The sequence below is a fragment of the Brevundimonas sp. genome, from assembly GCF_036677305.1.
In the GTDB taxonomy this organism is placed as follows: Bacteria; Pseudomonadota; Alphaproteobacteria; order Caulobacterales; family Caulobacteraceae; genus Brevundimonas.
This window is the reverse complement of record NZ_JAKFEB010000045.1, coordinates 24,018-40,445: the sequence shown is the minus strand read 5'-3', so window position 1 is coordinate 40,445 and position 16,428 is coordinate 24,018. Positions and strand designations below refer to the sequence as shown.

At 69.4% G+C, this 16,428-nt stretch carries 11 protein-coding genes; 4 read left to right on the top strand and 7 right to left on the bottom strand.

The window, feature by feature from the left end; genetic code table 11:
- Positions 1–54 precede the first annotated feature (54 nt).
- The 3 genes from V6M42_RS02725 to V6M42_RS02715 form a co-directional block, all read right to left on the bottom strand.
- A complete protein-coding gene (locus V6M42_RS02725) occupies positions 55–2,442 on the bottom strand; it encodes a penicillin-binding protein 1A (RefSeq protein ID WP_332658232.1) in 2,388 nt (795 codons plus the stop codon).
- Positions 2,443–2,503: 61 nt separating this feature from the next.
- The gene (locus V6M42_RS02720; RefSeq protein WP_332676970.1) at positions 2,504–3,229 is read right to left on the bottom strand and encodes an exonuclease domain-containing protein; all 726 of its coding nucleotides are present in this window, start codon (positions 3,227–3,229) and stop codon (positions 2,504–2,506) included.
- A 57-nt stretch (positions 3,230–3,286) separates the two neighbouring features.
- Positions 3,287–5,530: a TonB-dependent receptor domain-containing protein gene (locus tag V6M42_RS02715; RefSeq protein WP_332676968.1), complete on the bottom strand. Its 2,244-nt coding sequence runs from the start codon at positions 5,528–5,530 to the stop codon at positions 3,287–3,289.
- Between the two features lie 427 nt (positions 5,531–5,957).
- Between V6M42_RS02715 and V6M42_RS02710 the strand changes: the two genes are divergently transcribed.
- Positions 5,958–6,806, top strand: coding sequence for a prolyl hydroxylase family protein (locus tag V6M42_RS02710; protein ID WP_332676966.1), 849 nt, complete (start codon positions 5,958–5,960; stop codon positions 6,804–6,806).
- A gap of 65 nt (positions 6,807–6,871) precedes the next feature.
- On the opposite strand, the gene V6M42_RS02705 is transcribed toward V6M42_RS02710, so the two are convergent.
- The gene (locus V6M42_RS02705; protein WP_332676964.1) at positions 6,872–8,092 is read right to left on the bottom strand and encodes an N-acetylmuramoyl-L-alanine amidase family protein; all 1,221 of its coding nucleotides are present in this window, start codon (positions 8,090–8,092) and stop codon (positions 6,872–6,874) included.
- Between the two features lie 435 nt (positions 8,093–8,527).
- On the opposite strand from V6M42_RS02705, the gene V6M42_RS02700 reads away from it, so the two are divergent.
- The 3 genes from V6M42_RS02700 to V6M42_RS02690 all read left to right on the top strand — a co-directional run bounded on the left by V6M42_RS02700 (position 8,528) and on the right by V6M42_RS02690 (position 13,448).
- Complete coding sequence (locus V6M42_RS02700) at positions 8,528–11,164, top strand: Rne/Rng family ribonuclease (protein ID WP_332676962.1); 2,637 nt, start codon at positions 8,528–8,530, stop codon at positions 11,162–11,164.
- Positions 11,165–11,229: 65 nt separating this feature from the next.
- Positions 11,230–12,645 carry a M48 family metalloprotease gene (locus tag V6M42_RS02695; RefSeq protein WP_332658182.1) on the top strand — a complete coding sequence of 472 codons (1,416 nt, stop codon included), beginning with the start codon at positions 11,230–11,232 and terminating at the stop codon, positions 12,643–12,645.
- 20 nt (positions 12,646–12,665) lie between these two features.
- Positions 12,666–13,448, top strand: a complete 783-nt coding sequence (locus V6M42_RS02690; RefSeq protein ID WP_332658181.1) for a DsbA family protein — start codon at positions 12,666–12,668, stop codon at positions 13,446–13,448.
- Here the strand turns inward: V6M42_RS02690 and V6M42_RS02685 are convergent.
- From V6M42_RS02685 to V6M42_RS02675, 3 genes are all read right to left on the bottom strand, one after another.
- Positions 13,445–14,230, bottom strand: coding sequence for a chorismate mutase (locus tag V6M42_RS02685; RefSeq protein WP_332676961.1), 786 nt, complete (start codon positions 14,228–14,230; stop codon positions 13,445–13,447). The genes V6M42_RS02690 and V6M42_RS02685 overlap by 4 nt on opposite strands.
- A 227-nt stretch (positions 14,231–14,457) precedes the next feature.
- Positions 14,458–15,039 carry a prephenate dehydratase domain-containing protein gene (locus tag V6M42_RS02680; RefSeq protein ID WP_332676960.1) on the bottom strand — a complete coding sequence of 194 codons (582 nt, stop codon included), beginning with the start codon at positions 15,037–15,039 and terminating at the stop codon, positions 14,458–14,460.
- Positions 15,040–15,041: 2 nt separating this feature from the next.
- Positions 15,042–16,415 carry a class II 3-deoxy-7-phosphoheptulonate synthase gene (locus tag V6M42_RS02675; protein WP_332658176.1) on the bottom strand — a complete coding sequence of 458 codons (1,374 nt, stop codon included), beginning with the start codon at positions 16,413–16,415 and terminating at the stop codon, positions 15,042–15,044.
- Positions 16,416–16,428 lie beyond the last annotated feature (13 nt).

Below are 16,428 nucleotides of genomic sequence, written 5' to 3'. Positions count from 1 at the left end.
TGAGGCGCGGACATAGAGCGCGCCGGGGCAAAGGGGAAGAGGAACCGGCAGACCCTAGTACAGGCCGGTCAGATCCTCGTCCTTCTTCGGCGGCGGGGGCGTCGTGGTCGGCGGCGGGGCGGTCGCGGCGGGCGGCGCGTCAGGCCCCTCGATTTCGCGACGGATGACCTCGTTGTAGTTCTGCGGTCCCGTCGGGATCTGCTCGACGGGCGCGCGGCGCTCTTCTTCCCGCCGGCGTTCCGTGCCGGGGCGGAAGGCTTCCTCGATGCCGTTCACCGTGCGGAAGACGGCGTTGCGCGGCCGGACCAGCGGCCGGGCCGGACGCTCGCGCAAGGCCACCCGCATGAAGTCGGTGAACACCGGCACCGGCCCCGTCGCCCCCGTCTCGCCCGAGCCCAGCGGCCGGTTGTCGTCGAAGCCGATGAAGACCCCGACCACGATGTCGGACGAGAAGCCGACGAACCAGGCCGAACGGTATTCGTTGGTCGTGCCCGTCTTGCCGCCGATGTTCGGCCCCAGCACGCTGGCGCTGGCGGCGGTGCCGCGCTGGACCACGCCCATCAGCATCGAGCTCATCTGATAGGCGGTGATCGGGTCGATGACCTGGGTCCCGCGCTGTTCGAGACGCGGCGACTCCTGGCCCGTGAACGGCCGTCCGCAGTCACGGCAGCGGCGCCGGTCGGCGCTGAAGATGGTCTCGCCGTCGCGGTCCTGGACCATTTCGATCAGATAGGGGTCGACCCGGCGCCCGCCGTTGACGAAGGCGGCGTAGGCGGCCGTCAGCCGGTACGGCGTCGTCTCGCCGGCGCCCAGCGACACCGACAGATTGGGCTGCAGATTGTCCGACACGCCCATCTTCTTCGACAGGTCGACGACGTTGCGCATGCCGATGGCCTGGGCCAGCCGCACGGTCATGACGTTGCGCGACAGCTCCAGGCCGCGCCGCAGGGTCTGCGGGCCGTAGTATTCGCGGCTGTAGTTCTCGGGGCTCCAGCGCGTGCCGTTCGGGCCGCCGGCGAAGCTGATCGGCGCGTCCAGCACGATCGAGGCGGGCGTATAGTCCCCCTCCAGCGCCGTCGCATAGACGAACGGCTTGAAGGCCGAGCCCGGCTGGCGTTCCGCCTGGGTCGCGCGGTTGAAGCTGGACAGGGCGTAGGAATATCCGCCGACCATGGCCAGCACCCGGCCCGACTGGGGCTCGATGGCCACCAGCGCCCCGTTGACCCGCGGCACCTGCTTCAGGGCGTACTGGCCGCCCTTGGCCTCGACGAAGATCAGGTCGCCGCGCTTCAGCGGGCGGTTGGCGTTGGCCCAGGCCGCGTCCTCGGTGATCAGATAGCCCGTCAGGTCGTCGCGGGCGGTGCGGATGCGCACGCTGTTGCCCGAGGCGCTCTCGACGGCGGCGGCCTCCCAGGCGCGGCGCTCGGGCGGACGCTGCCCGCGGACGCTTTCGCGCCAGCCTGCCGCGAAGTCGGTCGTGCCCCACGCCCCGCGCCAGCCGTGGCGGCGGTCGTAGTTCTCGAGCCCCTTCATCAGGGCGTCGCGCGCCGCCGACTGCAGCTCGGGGTCCAGCGTGGTGCGCATATAGTAGCCGCCGCGGTTGACCTCCTCCTTGCCGAAGCGGGCGATGGCCTGACGGCGCGCCTCCTCGACGAAGAAGTCGGCGTCGGCGTACTGGGCCCGCCGCGGCGCGTCCTGGGTCGTCAGCGGGCGGGCGCGGGCCTGCGCCAGCTGTTCGTCGCTCAGCCAGCCGCTCTGGTTCATCTCGCCCAGCACCCAGTCGCGGCGGCCCTTGGCGGCGCCGGGGTGGCGTTTGGGATGGTAGTTGTTCGGCCCCTTGGGCAGGGCCGCCAGGAAGGCCGCCTCGTCCGGCGTCAGCTGGCTCAGCGACTTGCCGAAATAGTTGTAGGCCGCCGCCGCCACGCCGTACGAGCGATAGCCGAGGAAGATTTCGTTCAGATACAGCTCGAGGATCTGCTGCTTGGTCAGCGTCGCCTCGAGCCGGTTGGCGAGGATGGCTTCCTTGACCTTGCGGTTGATGCTGCTCTCGTTGGTCAGCAGGACGTTCTTGGCCACCTGTTGGGTGATCGTCGAGCCGCCTTCCAGCCGCCGCCCGGTGGCCGCGTTGAACACGTTCTTGAACATGGCCCGGCCCAGGCCGCCCACGTCGATGCCGCCGTGGTTGAAGAAATTGCGGTCCTCGGCTGCGAGGAAGGCCTGCACCACCGGCAGCGGGATCTGCTCATAGGGCACATAGATGCGCCGCTCGTCCGAGAACTCGCCGATCAGGGTGCCGTCGCCCGCATAGACCCGCGTCGCCGTCGCCGGCCGGTAGTCGGCCAGTTCGGAGGCGTCCGGCAGGTCATGGAACAGCCAGGCCGCATAGACGGCGACGATCAGCCCCGCCAGGGCGATCGCGCCCAGCAGGGCGACACCCGCCATTACGAACCAGCGTTCGGCAATCTTCACCGCAGTCTCCGAAAGGCGCGCCCAGCGAACGGGTTTAGCTTGCGTCGTCGGCGTCCGCCATAGGCCCTTTGCGACGTTCCAGTTCCTGTCGCGCGGCGGCCACGACATCGGCGTCCATATCCCCCTGCCCCGCCATCCAGCGCAGATAGTCGTCGGGCGGTTCGGACCAGGCCTTGCCGCGATGCTTGCCGAACGGAATACGGTCCACGGGCCGCCGCTCGGCCGTCCAGGCGATCATCTGCTCGAGGGTCGCCTCCTTCAGCAGGTCGATCAGCAGATGCGCTGTCACCCAGGCGTCGGGCCCGGCCCGGTGCGCCGGATTGGCCAGGGCCGGATCGAGGTCCAGGCCGCGCCAGTAGCGCAACACCTGGTTGGAATGCCCCGGCGCCTGCGGCCACACCGCCTTGGCCGAGCGCACCGTGCAGATCCACGGCAAACCGCCGTGCGCCGTATCGGCGATGAAGCCCCGCTCGAACCGCGCCGCATGCGCCACCATCACATCGGCGGGCTCCGGCAGGAACATCTCGCGCAGGGCGTATTCGTCGCAGTGCGGATCGGCGTCGCAGAAATGCGCCGGGGTCAGGTGATGCACCGCCATGGCGTGAAACGAGATCTCGCCCCGCGGCCGGAACAGCCGCGTCACCGGCGGCAGGGCCTTCCAGCCCTGCCCTTCCGGCACGACATCGACGATGCCCACCTCGATGATCTCGGCGGTCCGGTCTCCCCCGGTGGTTTCCAGATCGACGACTCTCAGACGCATGGGCCGGAGATAGGCGGTCTCCGGCCGGAACGCATCCCGTCGATCCACGGCTGTCGATCAGTTGGGCGTCGGCGAGGCCGAGAAGTCGAACTGCGGGTCCTGCTGGCGCCGCGGTCCCTGCCCGAAGGCGTAGGTCAGGCCCACATACCAGGCCCGCCCGCCGAAGGTGCGCTCCGTCCGGTCGCGGAAGGTCGGCGTCTCATAGGTGGTGACGTCGCCGAAATTGTCGAACAGGTCCCGCACCGTCGCCTGGAAGGCCAGCTTCTCGTTCAGCTTGCGGCGATAGCCGAGGTTGATGATCCCGCCCGCTTCCCGCGCGCCCTGCGCCTGCAGGGTCTCGCCCTGCCAGACTCCGGCGATCTGCAGGAAGTCATCGGCTGTCGGCTGCCAGTTCAGATTGCCCCGGCCGCTCACCACCGTGGCCGAGGTGTCCTGCGCGCCGGGAATGCCCGCCGCGTCGATCTCCTGCTGGAAGACGTTGACGCTGGCGTTGTAGCGCAGGGTCGAATGCAGCCGGCCGTTGGCGACAAGCTCCACGCCCATGTCGCGCCGCGCGCCCAGGTTCTCGGGCCGGGTCAGCAGCACGCCGCCGCCCAGATCGGTCACCACGTCGGTGAAGGCCTTGGACGTGTCGCGGTAGTAGGCCGTCGCCTGGTAGAAGGTCTGCCCCGCCCGCATCTGCCACATGGCCTCGAACGAATCCGTCTCCTGCGGCTCCAGGTCCGGATTGCCCGACCGCAGGTTCAGCGGGTCCTGATAGCTGATGAAGGGGTTCAGCTGGAACGGCATCGGCCGCTGAATTCGCTGGCTGTAGCTGCCCCGCAGCGACTGGGTGTCCGTCAGCTGATACGTCGCATGCAGGGTCGGATAGGCGCGGAAATAGTCCTGCCCTCCCGTAACGCCCGTGGTGACCTGGTTTACCTCGACGTCGGCGTATTCCAGCCGCAGGCCCAGCTGGGCCGACAGCTTGCCGAACGGCCGCTCCCAGGTGGCGTAGGCGGCGTGCACCGCCTGATCGACCTCGAACCGGTTGGTCACGAAGGGATCGGGGACCAGGGCGTCCGGCGCCGGCCCCCGGCTGGCCGCGTTGTCGAACGCCGCGTCCCGCGTCTCCAGCTCATAGCCGGCCCGCAGACGTCCGCCGTCCGACAACGGCCGCACATAGGCGCTGGTGAAGCCGACGAGGTTCAGCCGGTTGCGGTTGTCCAGTTGCTCGTACACCGGCGGCGAAGCCGGCAGGGCGAAGTCATATTCCGACGTCAGCGAAAAATGACCGCGGTTGCGGTCGACCCGCAGCTCGTTCGTCCAGTCATGCCCCTGATCGCCGAACCGGCGCAGCACCCGCCCGGTGACGCCGACATTGTCGCCGTTGAAATTGAAGGCGCCGTCCCGGGTGTAGAAGCTCAGCGGCGCGCCCGAGGCGGACCGGGTGTCATAGGTCTCAAGCCCGCCGCCGCCGTTCTCGATCAGGTTGCCCCGCACCTCGGTGGTCAGCTGGATCTGGTCGGTCAGCCGGTATTCGGCTCCCAGGCGCAGGAACTGGACGTCGACCTCCCCGTCGATGTTCTGGGTCTGGGCCGTCGTCTGCGTCACCGCGCCGGCGGCGTCCAGGCTCTCGCGCAGACGCTCGAACGTCTGCAGCGCCAGGTCATGCCTCATGCCCGCGTCGCCTGACAGCGTCAGCTTGTCCTGCTGCCAGGAGCCGCTGAACCCGGCGTTCCATCGCCCGCCGTCGCCCACGTTGGCGCGGATCGAGCCCGTGGTGACCGCGCCTGCGCGCACCGTCGTCGGCTTGGTGATCAGATTGATCACCCCGCCCGAGCCCTCGGGGCTGTAGGCGGCCGACGGGTTGGTCATCACCTCGATGCGGGCGTACTGGTCGGCCGGCAGCTGCAGCAGGGCCTGCGCCCGTCCCTCGCCGGTCAGGACGCCCGAGGGCCGCCCGTCCACCAGAATGGTCACATTGGCGTCGCCGCGCAGCGACACATTGCCCTGCGGATCCACATCCACCGACGGAATGTTGCGCAGCGCGTCGGCGAGACTGCCGGTTTGCGCCTGCAGGTCGTCCGCCAGGCTGTAGCTGGTCGAATCGATCGAACTGCGGATGTCGGTCTGGCGCGCGTTGACGACCACGTCCTCGACGGCCGTCGCCTCCTCTTCCCCCTCCGGGGCGGGCGTCGGCGTCTGCGCGGTCGGAGGCGGCGTCTGCGCGGCGGGCGGCGTCGCCGTCTGGGCCAGAGCCGGCCCGGCCGAGGTGACGATGGCGGCGCTCGCCAGCAGCAGAAGTTTGAATGAAGTCATGGGACGCTCCCCCGGTGAGCTTGCGGGACACGGCCCCGTTTAGAGTTGTAACGGCTATCGAGCCGCCGTTTATCGAGACAGTTACTTCTTCGTCATGCTCAAGGCAGGATCAGGCCGCCACCAACATTACAGTTCGGTCATCATTACTTTTCGTTCATCTCAAAACAGCGAGCGCGCCGGTCCGCCTCCGCCGTCGTGCGGAGACCAAGGCCTCATCCGCCGCTGAGCGGCATGAGCAAGAGATGAGCAATCGCTGAAAAACGACGCGCGTCGTCAGCCGCCGCTCGTCTTCGCCCGCCCGCGGCGGGCTGGCGCGCGCTCCCCCGTCCCTTTTCAGCGCCGACTCGGTCGTGTTAGCCAATGCCTTCGACATCAGCGTTGGGGCGGGGACATGGTTGATCGAAGGGCGTGGGCGCCGGACAGCAGGATGGCGTCGATCGACCTCCGTCAGACCGAAGCAAACCTCCTCGGCCGGAGACGGGTCGTCGACGGCGTTCTGACCCCGTCTGCGGCCACCGCCCCGATCACGCCGGCGCAGTACGACGCGCAGGACTTCATCATCATCGCGGACTTCCTGACCTCGAAGGAATGCGACCGTCTGACGACGATGTTCGACCGCCTGCACGGCCTGGTTAAGCACCGCAGGATCGGCATCGACTTCTGGGAGGGCCGTATCGTCTACATGGACGATGTGGCCGAGCATAACGCCTCGGCGGCGGCGATCATGGGAGGGTTCCAGAAGCGGGCCACCGCCATGCTGGGCGAATTCTACGCCCTGACCCGCCCGCTGTGGACCGACACCGTGCAGCTCAACGTGTGGGAGAAGGGCTCCTGCCTGCCGCCGCATACCGACAACAGCAATCCCGACGGCTCGGCGCACAGCACGCCCTGGCGCGACTTCTCCAGCATCGTCTATCTCAACGACGACTATGAGGGGGGCGAACTGTATTTCACCGCCCAGGACCGGGTGTTGAAGCCGAAGCGCGGCATGCTGGTGGCGTTCAGCGCCGGCTATCACCACGAGCACGGCGTGCTGAAGGTGACGCGGGGCCGTCGCATCACCATGCCCGCCTTCTACACCTTCGACGAACGCAAGGCTGACCGTCGCATCTATCCGGAGCTGTATGCGCCGGCCCCGGCGCCGGCGCCCCTCCCGGTCCAGTCCGTCGCTGCCCTGGCCACGGCCGGAGCCAAGCCCCCGCTGGCGATCCTGACGCCGGCGGCCAAGGCTCCGGTCTGGCAGCCCCCGGGCAACTGGCGGATGCCCCGACCCTGAGGGTCCGGACCGTTCGGGACGCTACCGGTCTCCGGATTCCCGGAAGACGATATTGAGCGCGGTCGTCAGGGCTGGCCGCCCGTCGCCCCGTTTGACGCCATCTGCAGCGCGCCCGCGGGTTCGCGGAAATAGCGGTCGATACCCTGCGCCACCGCGCGCATCAGGCGGCGCCGGGCGCGGCTGTCGTTCAGCAGCCGCTCGTCCTCGGGATTGGTGATGAAGCCCATTTCCAGCAGCACGGCGGGCACGTCGGGGGCCAGCAGCACGGCCAGGCCGGCGTCACGGTGGCTGCGCCGCAGCAGCGGATGGTCGGCGCCTTCCAGCTCGCCCAGCAGCGTCCGGGCCAGCTGGGCGGACCGGTTCTGGGTGGCGCGCTGGGTCATGTCCAGCAGGATGCGGTCCACCGAGGCGTCACGGCCGGGCAGGTTCAGGCTGCGCTGCCAGTTCTCGCCGCGCGTGAACTCGCGCACGGCCCGCCCCGCCCCCTGTTCGGACAGGGTGTAGACGGAGGCGCCGCGCGTGGCCGGATCGCCGCCCGCGTCGGCGTGCAGGGAAATGAACAGGTCGGCGTCGGCCTGCCGGGCGATGGCCACGCGGCGGTACAGGTCGACATAGGCGTCGCTCTCCCGCGTCAGCCGCACGCGATAGCGGCCGGTGCGTTCCAGCTCCTGTTTCAGGGCCTGGGCCGCCGCCAGCGTCACGGCGCTCTCATTGGTGCTTGCGCCCCTGGCGCCCGGATCGCGGCCGCCGTGGCCCGCGTCGATGTAGATCAGGGGCCGCTCGGCCGGGCGCGTCGCAGGCGCGGTGCGGGCCGGGGCGCGCGTCGGGGCGCGTCCGGTCGCCTTCAGGTCGATCACATAGCGGTAGTGGTTGATGCCGTCGCCGGGCGGCAGCAGGAAGCGGCGCTCGATCTCGGCGCTGGTCGCAAGGTCGAGCTCGACCCGCGAGGCGAGGCCCGCGCCGGCGACGCGCCAGCCCCTGACCAGTCCCGTCCCGGTGCCGGCCAGCCCGCGCTGCGGCGCGACGCCCGCCAGCGACACCACCACCTGCCCCTGGTCGCCCGACTGGATCACCTGTCCGCGCGCCGTCCGGTCCAGGTCGACCACCACGCGCGTATGTTGGGCGTCGCCGCCGAAGCGGACGCGCAGCACCTCGCCCATGGCCCCGGAGGCCAGACCGCGCCCGGCCGCGAACACGGCGACGCAGAAAACGGCAACGGCGAAAGCCGCTGTCGCCCACTCGCGAACGCCCCAACGCGTCAGGTTGATACGCAACAGTCCGTGCATTCGACGGGAACCCACCTTCTTGGTTGGGCGCATGATGACTCAACGTGGTCGCCAGAGCGTTAAAGCGACGCCGCTTTTAATTCATGGCCGCAATGCCTATGCTTGGAATGTCCGCGAACGATCGCGCCCCCTGACCTCAGGCCGGGCGCGCCCTCCTCGCGGCGTGTTTTCACTGATCCGAGGACTGGCCGGGGTAGCACCCGCCGGTTTGAAGACGGGACCGGGACGCCCTACAGACGGCGCGTCCGGCCCCAGGACCTTACTGAACCCCCATGGGCCCCATCGCCTGCGCTCCCTTCCGGTTTGAAACAACCGACCTCGCCCGCGGCCTTCGCCGCGGCGACGGGACTGCGTCTGCGCCTGCCCGCAATCCCATTCGGCGAGCCGCCTGCCCCCTTCGCGGGGATGGCCGAGCGCGCCAGAAAGACACCTTCCATGTCAAAGACCATGTTGATCGACGCCGCCCACGCGGAGGAGACCCGCGTAGCCATCGTCGAGGGCCGTCAGGTCGAGGAATTCGACTTTGAATCCCGCGCGAAGCGCCAGCTTCGCGGCAACATCTACCTCGCCAAGGTCGTTCGCGTAGAGCCCAGCCTCCAGGCTGCGTTCGTGGAATACGGCGGCAACCGCCACGGCTTCCTCGCCTTCAGCGAAATCCACCCCGACTATTATCAGATCCCCGTCGCCGACCGCGAAGCCATCATGGCCGAGGCGCACTCGGAGGATGATGATCACGACGAGCACGCCCGCGACCACGCCGACGACGAATCCGAAGGCGGCATGGCCGAGGAGGAGCGCCTCAAGCGCCGCCTGATGCGCCGCTACAAGATCCAGGACGTCATCAAGCGCCGGCAGGTCATGCTGGTGCAGGTCGTCAAGGACGAGCGCGGCGGCAAGGGCGCGGCCCTGACCACCTGGCTGTCGCTGGCGGGCCGCTACTGCGTCCTCATGCCCAACACCGGCAAGGGCGGCGGCATTTCGCGCAAGATCACCCAGGCCACAGACCGCAAGCGCCTGAAGGCCGCCGCGGCCGCCCTGCACGTGCCCCAGGGCATGGGGCTGATCATCCGCACCGCCGGCGCCAAACGCACCAAGGCCGAGATCAAGCGCGACTACGAATATCTGCTGCGCCTGTGGGAGACGATCCGCGAAACCACGCTGAAATCGAACGCCCCCTCGATCATCTATGAGGAAGAAAACCTCGTCCGCCGCGCCGTGCGCGACATGTTCGACAAGGATTTCGACGGCATCCAGGTCGAGGGCGTCGAGGGCTTCAAGGAGGCGCGCGACTTCATGCGCGTGCTGATGCCCTCGCAATCGAAGAAGGTTCACCTGTACCAGGGCGCCCGCCCGCTGTTCGCGACCAACGGCATCGAGGAGATGCTGACCCAGATCCACCAACCCGTCGTGCCGCTGCCGTCCGGCGGCTATCTGGTCATCAACCAGACCGAGGCGCTGGTCGCCATCGACGTGAACTCGGGTCGTTCGACCAAGGAACGCAACGTCGAGGCCACGGCCACCAAGACCAATATGGAAGCCGCCGTCGAGGCCGCCCGCCAGCTGCGCCTGCGCGACCTCGCCGGCCTGATCGTCATCGACTTCATCGACATGGATGAGTCGAAGAACAACCGCACCGTCGAGAAGGTGCTCAAGGACGCCCTGGCCAAGGACCGCGCCCGCATCCAGATGGGCCGCATCTCGGGCTTCGGCCTGATGGAAATCAGCCGCCAGCGCCGCCGCCTCGGCGTCATCGAGGGCGCCACCGAGGTTTGCCCGCACTGCCAGGGCGCCGGACGCATCCGCTCGGCCGAAAGCGCCGCGCTGATGACCCTGCGCGCCGTGGACATCGAGGCCGGCAAGAACGGCGCGGGCTCGGTGAACCTGCGCCTGTGCACCGCCGTCGCCCTCTACATCCTGAACCACAAGCGCGATTACCTTCAGCGCCTGCTGACCCAGCGCGGCCTGAACGTCGTCATCGTCATCGACGACACCCTCGGCCAGGGCGAGCACGCGCTGGAACGCACCGAAACCAACGAGGACTTCGTTCCCGAGCGCCCCGAAGCCTTCATCGACCTCGACGACGGCTTCGACGACAGCGCCTTCGAGGATGAGGACGACGGCGAGGACGACGAATTCATCGCCGACGACGACGCCCTCGACCGCGAGGACACGGACGATGACGAACCCCGCGAACGCGCCGAGCGCGCCGAGGGCGAAAACGGCCGCGGCCGTGGCCGTCGTCGTCGCGGGGGACGTCGCGACGGCGCCGAAGCCTCGACGGACGAAGCCGCAGTCCCCGCCCCCGCCGCCGGCGAGGACGACGACGACAGCGAAAGCGGCCGTCGCCGCCGGCGTGGACGCCGTGGCGGACGCCGCGTGCGTGAAGAGGGCGGCGAGCGCGACGGGTTCAACTGGGTGCGCGGCCGTACGCCGTCGCTGGAAGATCCCTACGTCTGGTTCGATCCGATCAACCCCGAACGCGTCGAACCGCGCGCCGAAGCCGACGCTGCGCCTGCGGGCGATGTCGATGAAGTCGTCGGCGAACGGCCCGAGGGCGAGATCGGCGGCGAACGCGGACCGCGCTCGCGCCGTCGTCGTGGACGCGGTCGCGGTCGGGATCGCGGCAGCGAACAGGGCCTGACCCACGAAACCAAGGTCGAGACCCGCGCCACCAATGAAGGCATGCCGCCCGACGGTTCGGTCGACACGCCGATGGCCGTGGTCATCGACGATGCGGCCGAGGTCGCTCCCGTCGCCATCCCCGAGGAGCCCAAGCGCCGGCGCGTCCGCCGCAAGGTCTCGGCCAGCGCCACCGCCGAGTCCGAGCCCGAAGCCGTCACCGCACCGGTCGAGCCCAACGAGGCGGAGCCGGAAGCCGCGCCTGCCGTGCTGGACGTCACGCCCGCTGAAGCGGTCGAGACCCCGGCTCCGGTCGAACCGAAACCTGCGGCCGTGACAGCCCCCGTGGCGGCTCCGCAGCCGGAAGTCGACGTCGCCGCCCTGATCGCTGAAGACCCGAACCAGATCGTCGCGCCGCCCGAGAAGCCGAAGCGCGGATGGTGGCGCCGCTGAAACGCCGTGATTAGGTTGTGACCATCGGCCGGGCGGGGGCGTATAGTGGGTATGAGGAGTTCGCTGTGAACTGGCTGTCCCGAAGCGCCGCCGTCCGTCTGTCAGGCATTGCCGCCGCCGTCGGCCTCGTGCTGGCGGCGGCCTCGCCCGCCACGGCCCAGAGTGCGATTCGCGACACCGAGATCGAAGGCATCATCCATGAATGGACGGACCCGGTTCTGGTCGCCATGGGGCTGGAGCCGTCCGAGGTCGAGATCCTGCTGATCAACGAAAACGATCTCAACGCCTTCGCCACCCGCGGGCGGATCATGGGGGTCAACACCGGCCTGATCCTGAAGACCCGCAACGCCAACGAACTTCTCGGCGTGCTCGCCCACGAGGCCGGGCACATCAAGAACCGCCACACCCTGCGCGACGGGGCCCAGGGCGCGGGCATGCAGCCCATGCTGATGACCATGGCGCTGGGCGCGCTGGCCATCGCGGCGGGCGCCCCCGACGCCGGGGCCGTTCTGCTCGGCAACAGCCAGTATTTCGGCACCCTCAGCGCCTTGCGCTACATGACCCACCAGGAAGGCGAGGCCGACAACACCGGGGCTCGGGCGCTCGAGAGAGCGGGCGAATCCGGTCGGGGGCTGGTCTCCTTCTTCGAGAATTTCCGCTCGCAGGAAGTCTTCTCCGACGCGCGTCGCTATCCGTATTTCCGCAGCCACCCCCTGTCGTCCGACCGCATCGAGAACCTGCGCCGCTTCGTCGCCGAGCAATCGAACTACGGCAAGCAGGACAGCCCCGAACGCATGGCCGAACACGCGTTGATCCTCGCCAAGATCCACGCCTTCATGGATGCGCCGAACCAGACGCTCCGCGACTATCCGGAGAGCGACGCCTCCCTGCCCGCGCGCTACGCCCGCGCCATCGCCTGGTATCGGGACGGCCAGACCGACAGGGCGCTCGCCGCCGTTGACGTCTTCCTGACAGAACAGCCCGAGAACCCCTATTTCTGGGAGCTGAAGGGCCAGATCCTGTTCGAGGAAGGCCGGCCGGCTGAAGCCATCGGCGCGCACCAGCGCTCGGTGGAACTGAAACCCGACGCCCCGCTCCTGCGCATCAATCTGGGCCACGCCCTGATCGAAACCCACGATCCCGCCAGGCTGGAAGAGGCCGTGAACCAGCTGAAACGCGCCACCGCCCTGGAACAGGACAACACCATGGGCTGGCGGCTGCTGAGCCAGGCCTACGCCAGCCAGAACAAGGAAGGCGAGGCTCGCCTCGCCTCGGCGGAGATGTATTTCGCCATGGGGGCCCAACAGCAGGCGACGCAGTTCGCCCTGCGCGCCCGCGACATGCTGGCCCCCGGCACGGCGGAATGGACCCGCGCCATGGACATCGTCTTCGCCTCCGGCGCGACCCAGGACGACGTCGACGCCGTCGACCGCCGCAACAGCCGCCGCGACCGCGGCGGCGTCATCCCCGCCGCGGGCTGACCCCTTTCATCGAGACCGACATGACCGACGCGCCCGACCCCACGCCCGCGCGAGACCGCGGCTTTTTCGATCGCCCCCGCGCGGCGATGGCCTCCATGGCCGTCTCCGTCGTCGCCCTGGGGCTGGCCGCCGCGCCCTACGCGCAGGGCAGCAGCGGCTTCGACGCCAAGGTGCGCAGCTACCTGCTGAAGAACCCGGAAATCCTGCAGGAGGTCAGCGCCGCGCTGCAGGCGAAGGAGGACGGCGCCCGCACCGATGCGATCAACCAGCGCGCCGCGGCCAACCCCTCGCTGCTGGCCGTCAGCGCGCAGGACCCCGCCTTCGGCCCCGTCGACGCCAAGGTCACCGTGATCGAGTTCTTCGACTTCCGATGCCCCGGCTGCAAGGCGACGGCGCCGGACGTCTTGCGACTGGTCGAGGCGCACCCGGACGTGCGCTTCGTCTTCAAGGACTGGCCCATCCTCGATCGCGGCGCCGACGACGTCTCGCACTACGCCGCGCGCGCCGCCCAGGCCGCGCATCGCGAGGGCAAATATCTGGCCGTGTTCCGCGCCCTGATGGCCGAACCCGCGCTGAACAAGGCGGCCGTTGACCGCATCCTCGCGGCCAACGGCATAGCGGCCCCTGCGGCGCAGGCGGCGATGTCCAGCCCGCAGACGGCGCGCCATCTGGCGGACGTCCAGACTTCGGCCACGGGCCTGGGCCTGCTCGGCACGCCAACGTTCTTCGTCAACGGCCGCGCCAACGCCAGCATCCAGCCCGCCGACATCGACCGCGCCATCCGGGCCGCGAAAGCAGGCTAGCCGATCGCGCCGACGCAGCCCTCGTCCCCGCCGACCGGCAGGGCGGCTTCGGTGAGGGACAGGGTCCAGCCGTGATGGGTCGCAAGGCCGCGTCGGCGGATGCCGCCGCCGTCTCCGGCGTCGCCGCCGGCGTCCACGATCACGCGCCGCCCGGTCGGGAGCGCCGCCGGGTCGATCTTCCCGACCGCCAGCGCCGTCGGCGTCGCGCCGCCGAAACCGTCGAACACGCTCAGCATCGACCAGTCGCGGCGCAGGCCGATCCACCAGGCGCTGTCGGCGTTGACCGCCAGCACGGCCACGCCATGGCCTTCGGCGGCCCAGGCGAGGGCGGCCTCGGGATCGCGGACGGCGCGCATGTCGGCCGCCGCGCCGAAGCGAAGACGGGCCCCGTCGAAGGCGCGGGTCGGCTCGACCGGCGACCAGACCTGGACCTTGATCCGGCCCTGACGCGCCAGCCCCCAGCCTACAATCTGCCGCCACAGGGATTCGACGGCCTCGCGGTTGTCGGGGCTGGCCTTCGCCAGCATACGGGCCAGCACCGCCTGTTCGCGGTCGGGTCGCAGTTTCACATGGGGGCCGGCGGGGGCGTCCTTGGCCTGGCCGACGCGGGCGGCGATGGCCAGACGGCGCTCGAACAGGGCCAGCAGTTCGTCGTCGAGGTGGTCGATCTCGTGACGCAGGGCCGCCAGGGCCATGCTTTCGGGCGAGATGTCGGTCACGAGCGCAACGGCGGGCGACGGCCAGACTTGCTGGAGGGCGGGCTTGGTACTGGAATGGGGCACGGGAGAGGACTTTCGATTTCGATCACGGCGATGAGGTTTTGCGAGCCGCCGCCCCAGGCGGGGCGGTCGCCGGCGAGGCCGTCAGGACGATGTCCCCGACGCCTCAGCCGGCGTATCGAAAGCCGTAGAAATACAGGTCCGCGGCCGCGAAAACGCGGGCGAATGCAGTCGCAGCGGTGGCTTGCGAGCGGACCATGAGCCTCAAAGGCCGCATGGATCGTGCGGCGTCAACCCGGATTGGCGCTCAGGAGGACAAATCGCGTCCGGTTATCTTCGGAATCCTGGATATCGTTGCGCAGGATCGACAGTTCATAGACCTCGGCGGCGCGGGTGGGGGCCACGGCGGCGCGGGACAGGTCCCCGGCTTCGGCCACCGCGCGGGCCGCGCCCGCGGTATCGAAGGCCTCGACCGGCGTCAGGCCGAGCGCTGCGAGCGTTTCGGGGCACTGCCGCAGGGCGGCGGGGTGGCTTTCGGCCGTTTTGACGCTACGCAGGCTGGCGCCGGGAGGGGCCATCAGGGCCAGCCGGATGGGGCGCCAGATTTCGGACACGACGGCCAGATCCGCCGCCTCGACCAGCGAAGCCGCCGGCTCGACGCGGCCGATGGCGCTGTTCTCGACAGGGATCAGGGCGCAGCCGACTTCGCCGGCCTTCAGGGCGTCGAGCGCAGCCTCGAACGAGTCATAGGGTACGGCCTCATCCCAGGGCCGCAGGTCGAGACAGGCTTCATGGCTGAAGGCGCCGGGCGCGCCCTGGTAGGCGCAGCGGCCGCCGACGTCGTCGCCCGAAGGTCTGCCCACCCCCTCCATGCCTAGGCCGCCGCCGATTGCGACCGGCGTCCGGCCTTCAGCCGCTCGGCGACAAGGAAGGCCAGTTCCAGCGACTGGTCGGCGTTCAGGCGCGGATCGCAATGGGTGTGGTAACGGCTGGACAGATCGTCCTCGGTCAGGGCCTGGGCGCCGCCGAGGCATTCGGTCACGTTCTGGCCCGTCATCTCCAGATGCACGCCGCCCGGGTGAACGCCCTCGGCCTCGGCGACGTCGATGAAGCCGCGCACCTCGGCGAGGATGCGTTCGAACGGGCGGGTCTTGTAGCCGTTGCCGGCCTTCAGCGTATTGCCGTGCATGGGGTCGATCGACCAGACCACGCGTCGGCCCTCGGCCTTCACAGCCTTCATCAGGCGCGGCAGGCGGTCGCCGACCTTGTCGGCGCCGAAACGGCCGATCAGGGTCAGGCGACCCGGCGTATTGTCCGGGTTCAGGGCGTCGATCAGCGGCAGAAGGTCGTCGGGCTCCATGGTCGGGCCGCACTTCACGCCGATCGGATTCCTGATGCCGCGCGCGAACTCGACATGGGCGCCGTCCAGCTGGCGGGTGCGTTCGCCGATCCAGACCATGTGGGCCGAGGTGTCGAACCATTCGCCCGTCGCCCCGTCGAGGCGCGTCAGGGCGCTCTCGAGGTTCAGCAGCAGGGCCTCGTGGCTGGTGAAGACCTCGACCCGGCTCAGATCGGGATGGCTCTCGGGCGTGACGCCGACGGCCTCCATGAAGGTCAGGGCCTCGGTGATCTTGTCGGCCAGCTCGCGATATTTGTGGCCGTAGGCGCTGTCGGCCGCGAACCCCATGGTCCAGCGGTGGATGTTGTACAGGTCGGCGTAGCCGCCGCCGGCGAAGGCGCGCAGCAGGTTCAGGGTCGAGGCCGACTGGTTGTAGGCGCGCAGCAGGCGCTGCGGATCCGGCACGCGCTCTTCCGGCGTGAAGGCCATGCCGTTGATGATGTCGCCGCGGTAGCTGGGCAGGGTCTCGTCGCCGATGGTCTCAAGCGAGGAGGAGCGCGGTTTGGCGAACTGGCCGGCGATGCGGCCGACCTTCACCACCGGCTTGCCGCCCGCGAAGGTCAGGACCACCGCCATCTGCAGGATCAGGCGGAAGGTGTCGCGGATGTTGTCGGTCGAGAACTCCTTGAAGCTCTCGGCGCAGTCGCCGCCCTGGAGCAGGAAGGCGTTGCCCGCCTCGACCTGGGCCAGTTTGGCGGTCAGATGCCGCGCCTCGCCGGCGAAAACCAGCGGCGGCAGGGCGCGCAGCTCGTCCTCCACGCGGCCCAGGGCGGCCATGTCGGGATAGTCCGTCGGCATCTGCACGACGGGCTTTTGTCTCCAGCTATCGGGGGTCCAGCGCGTACTCATGCCGGCAAGATAG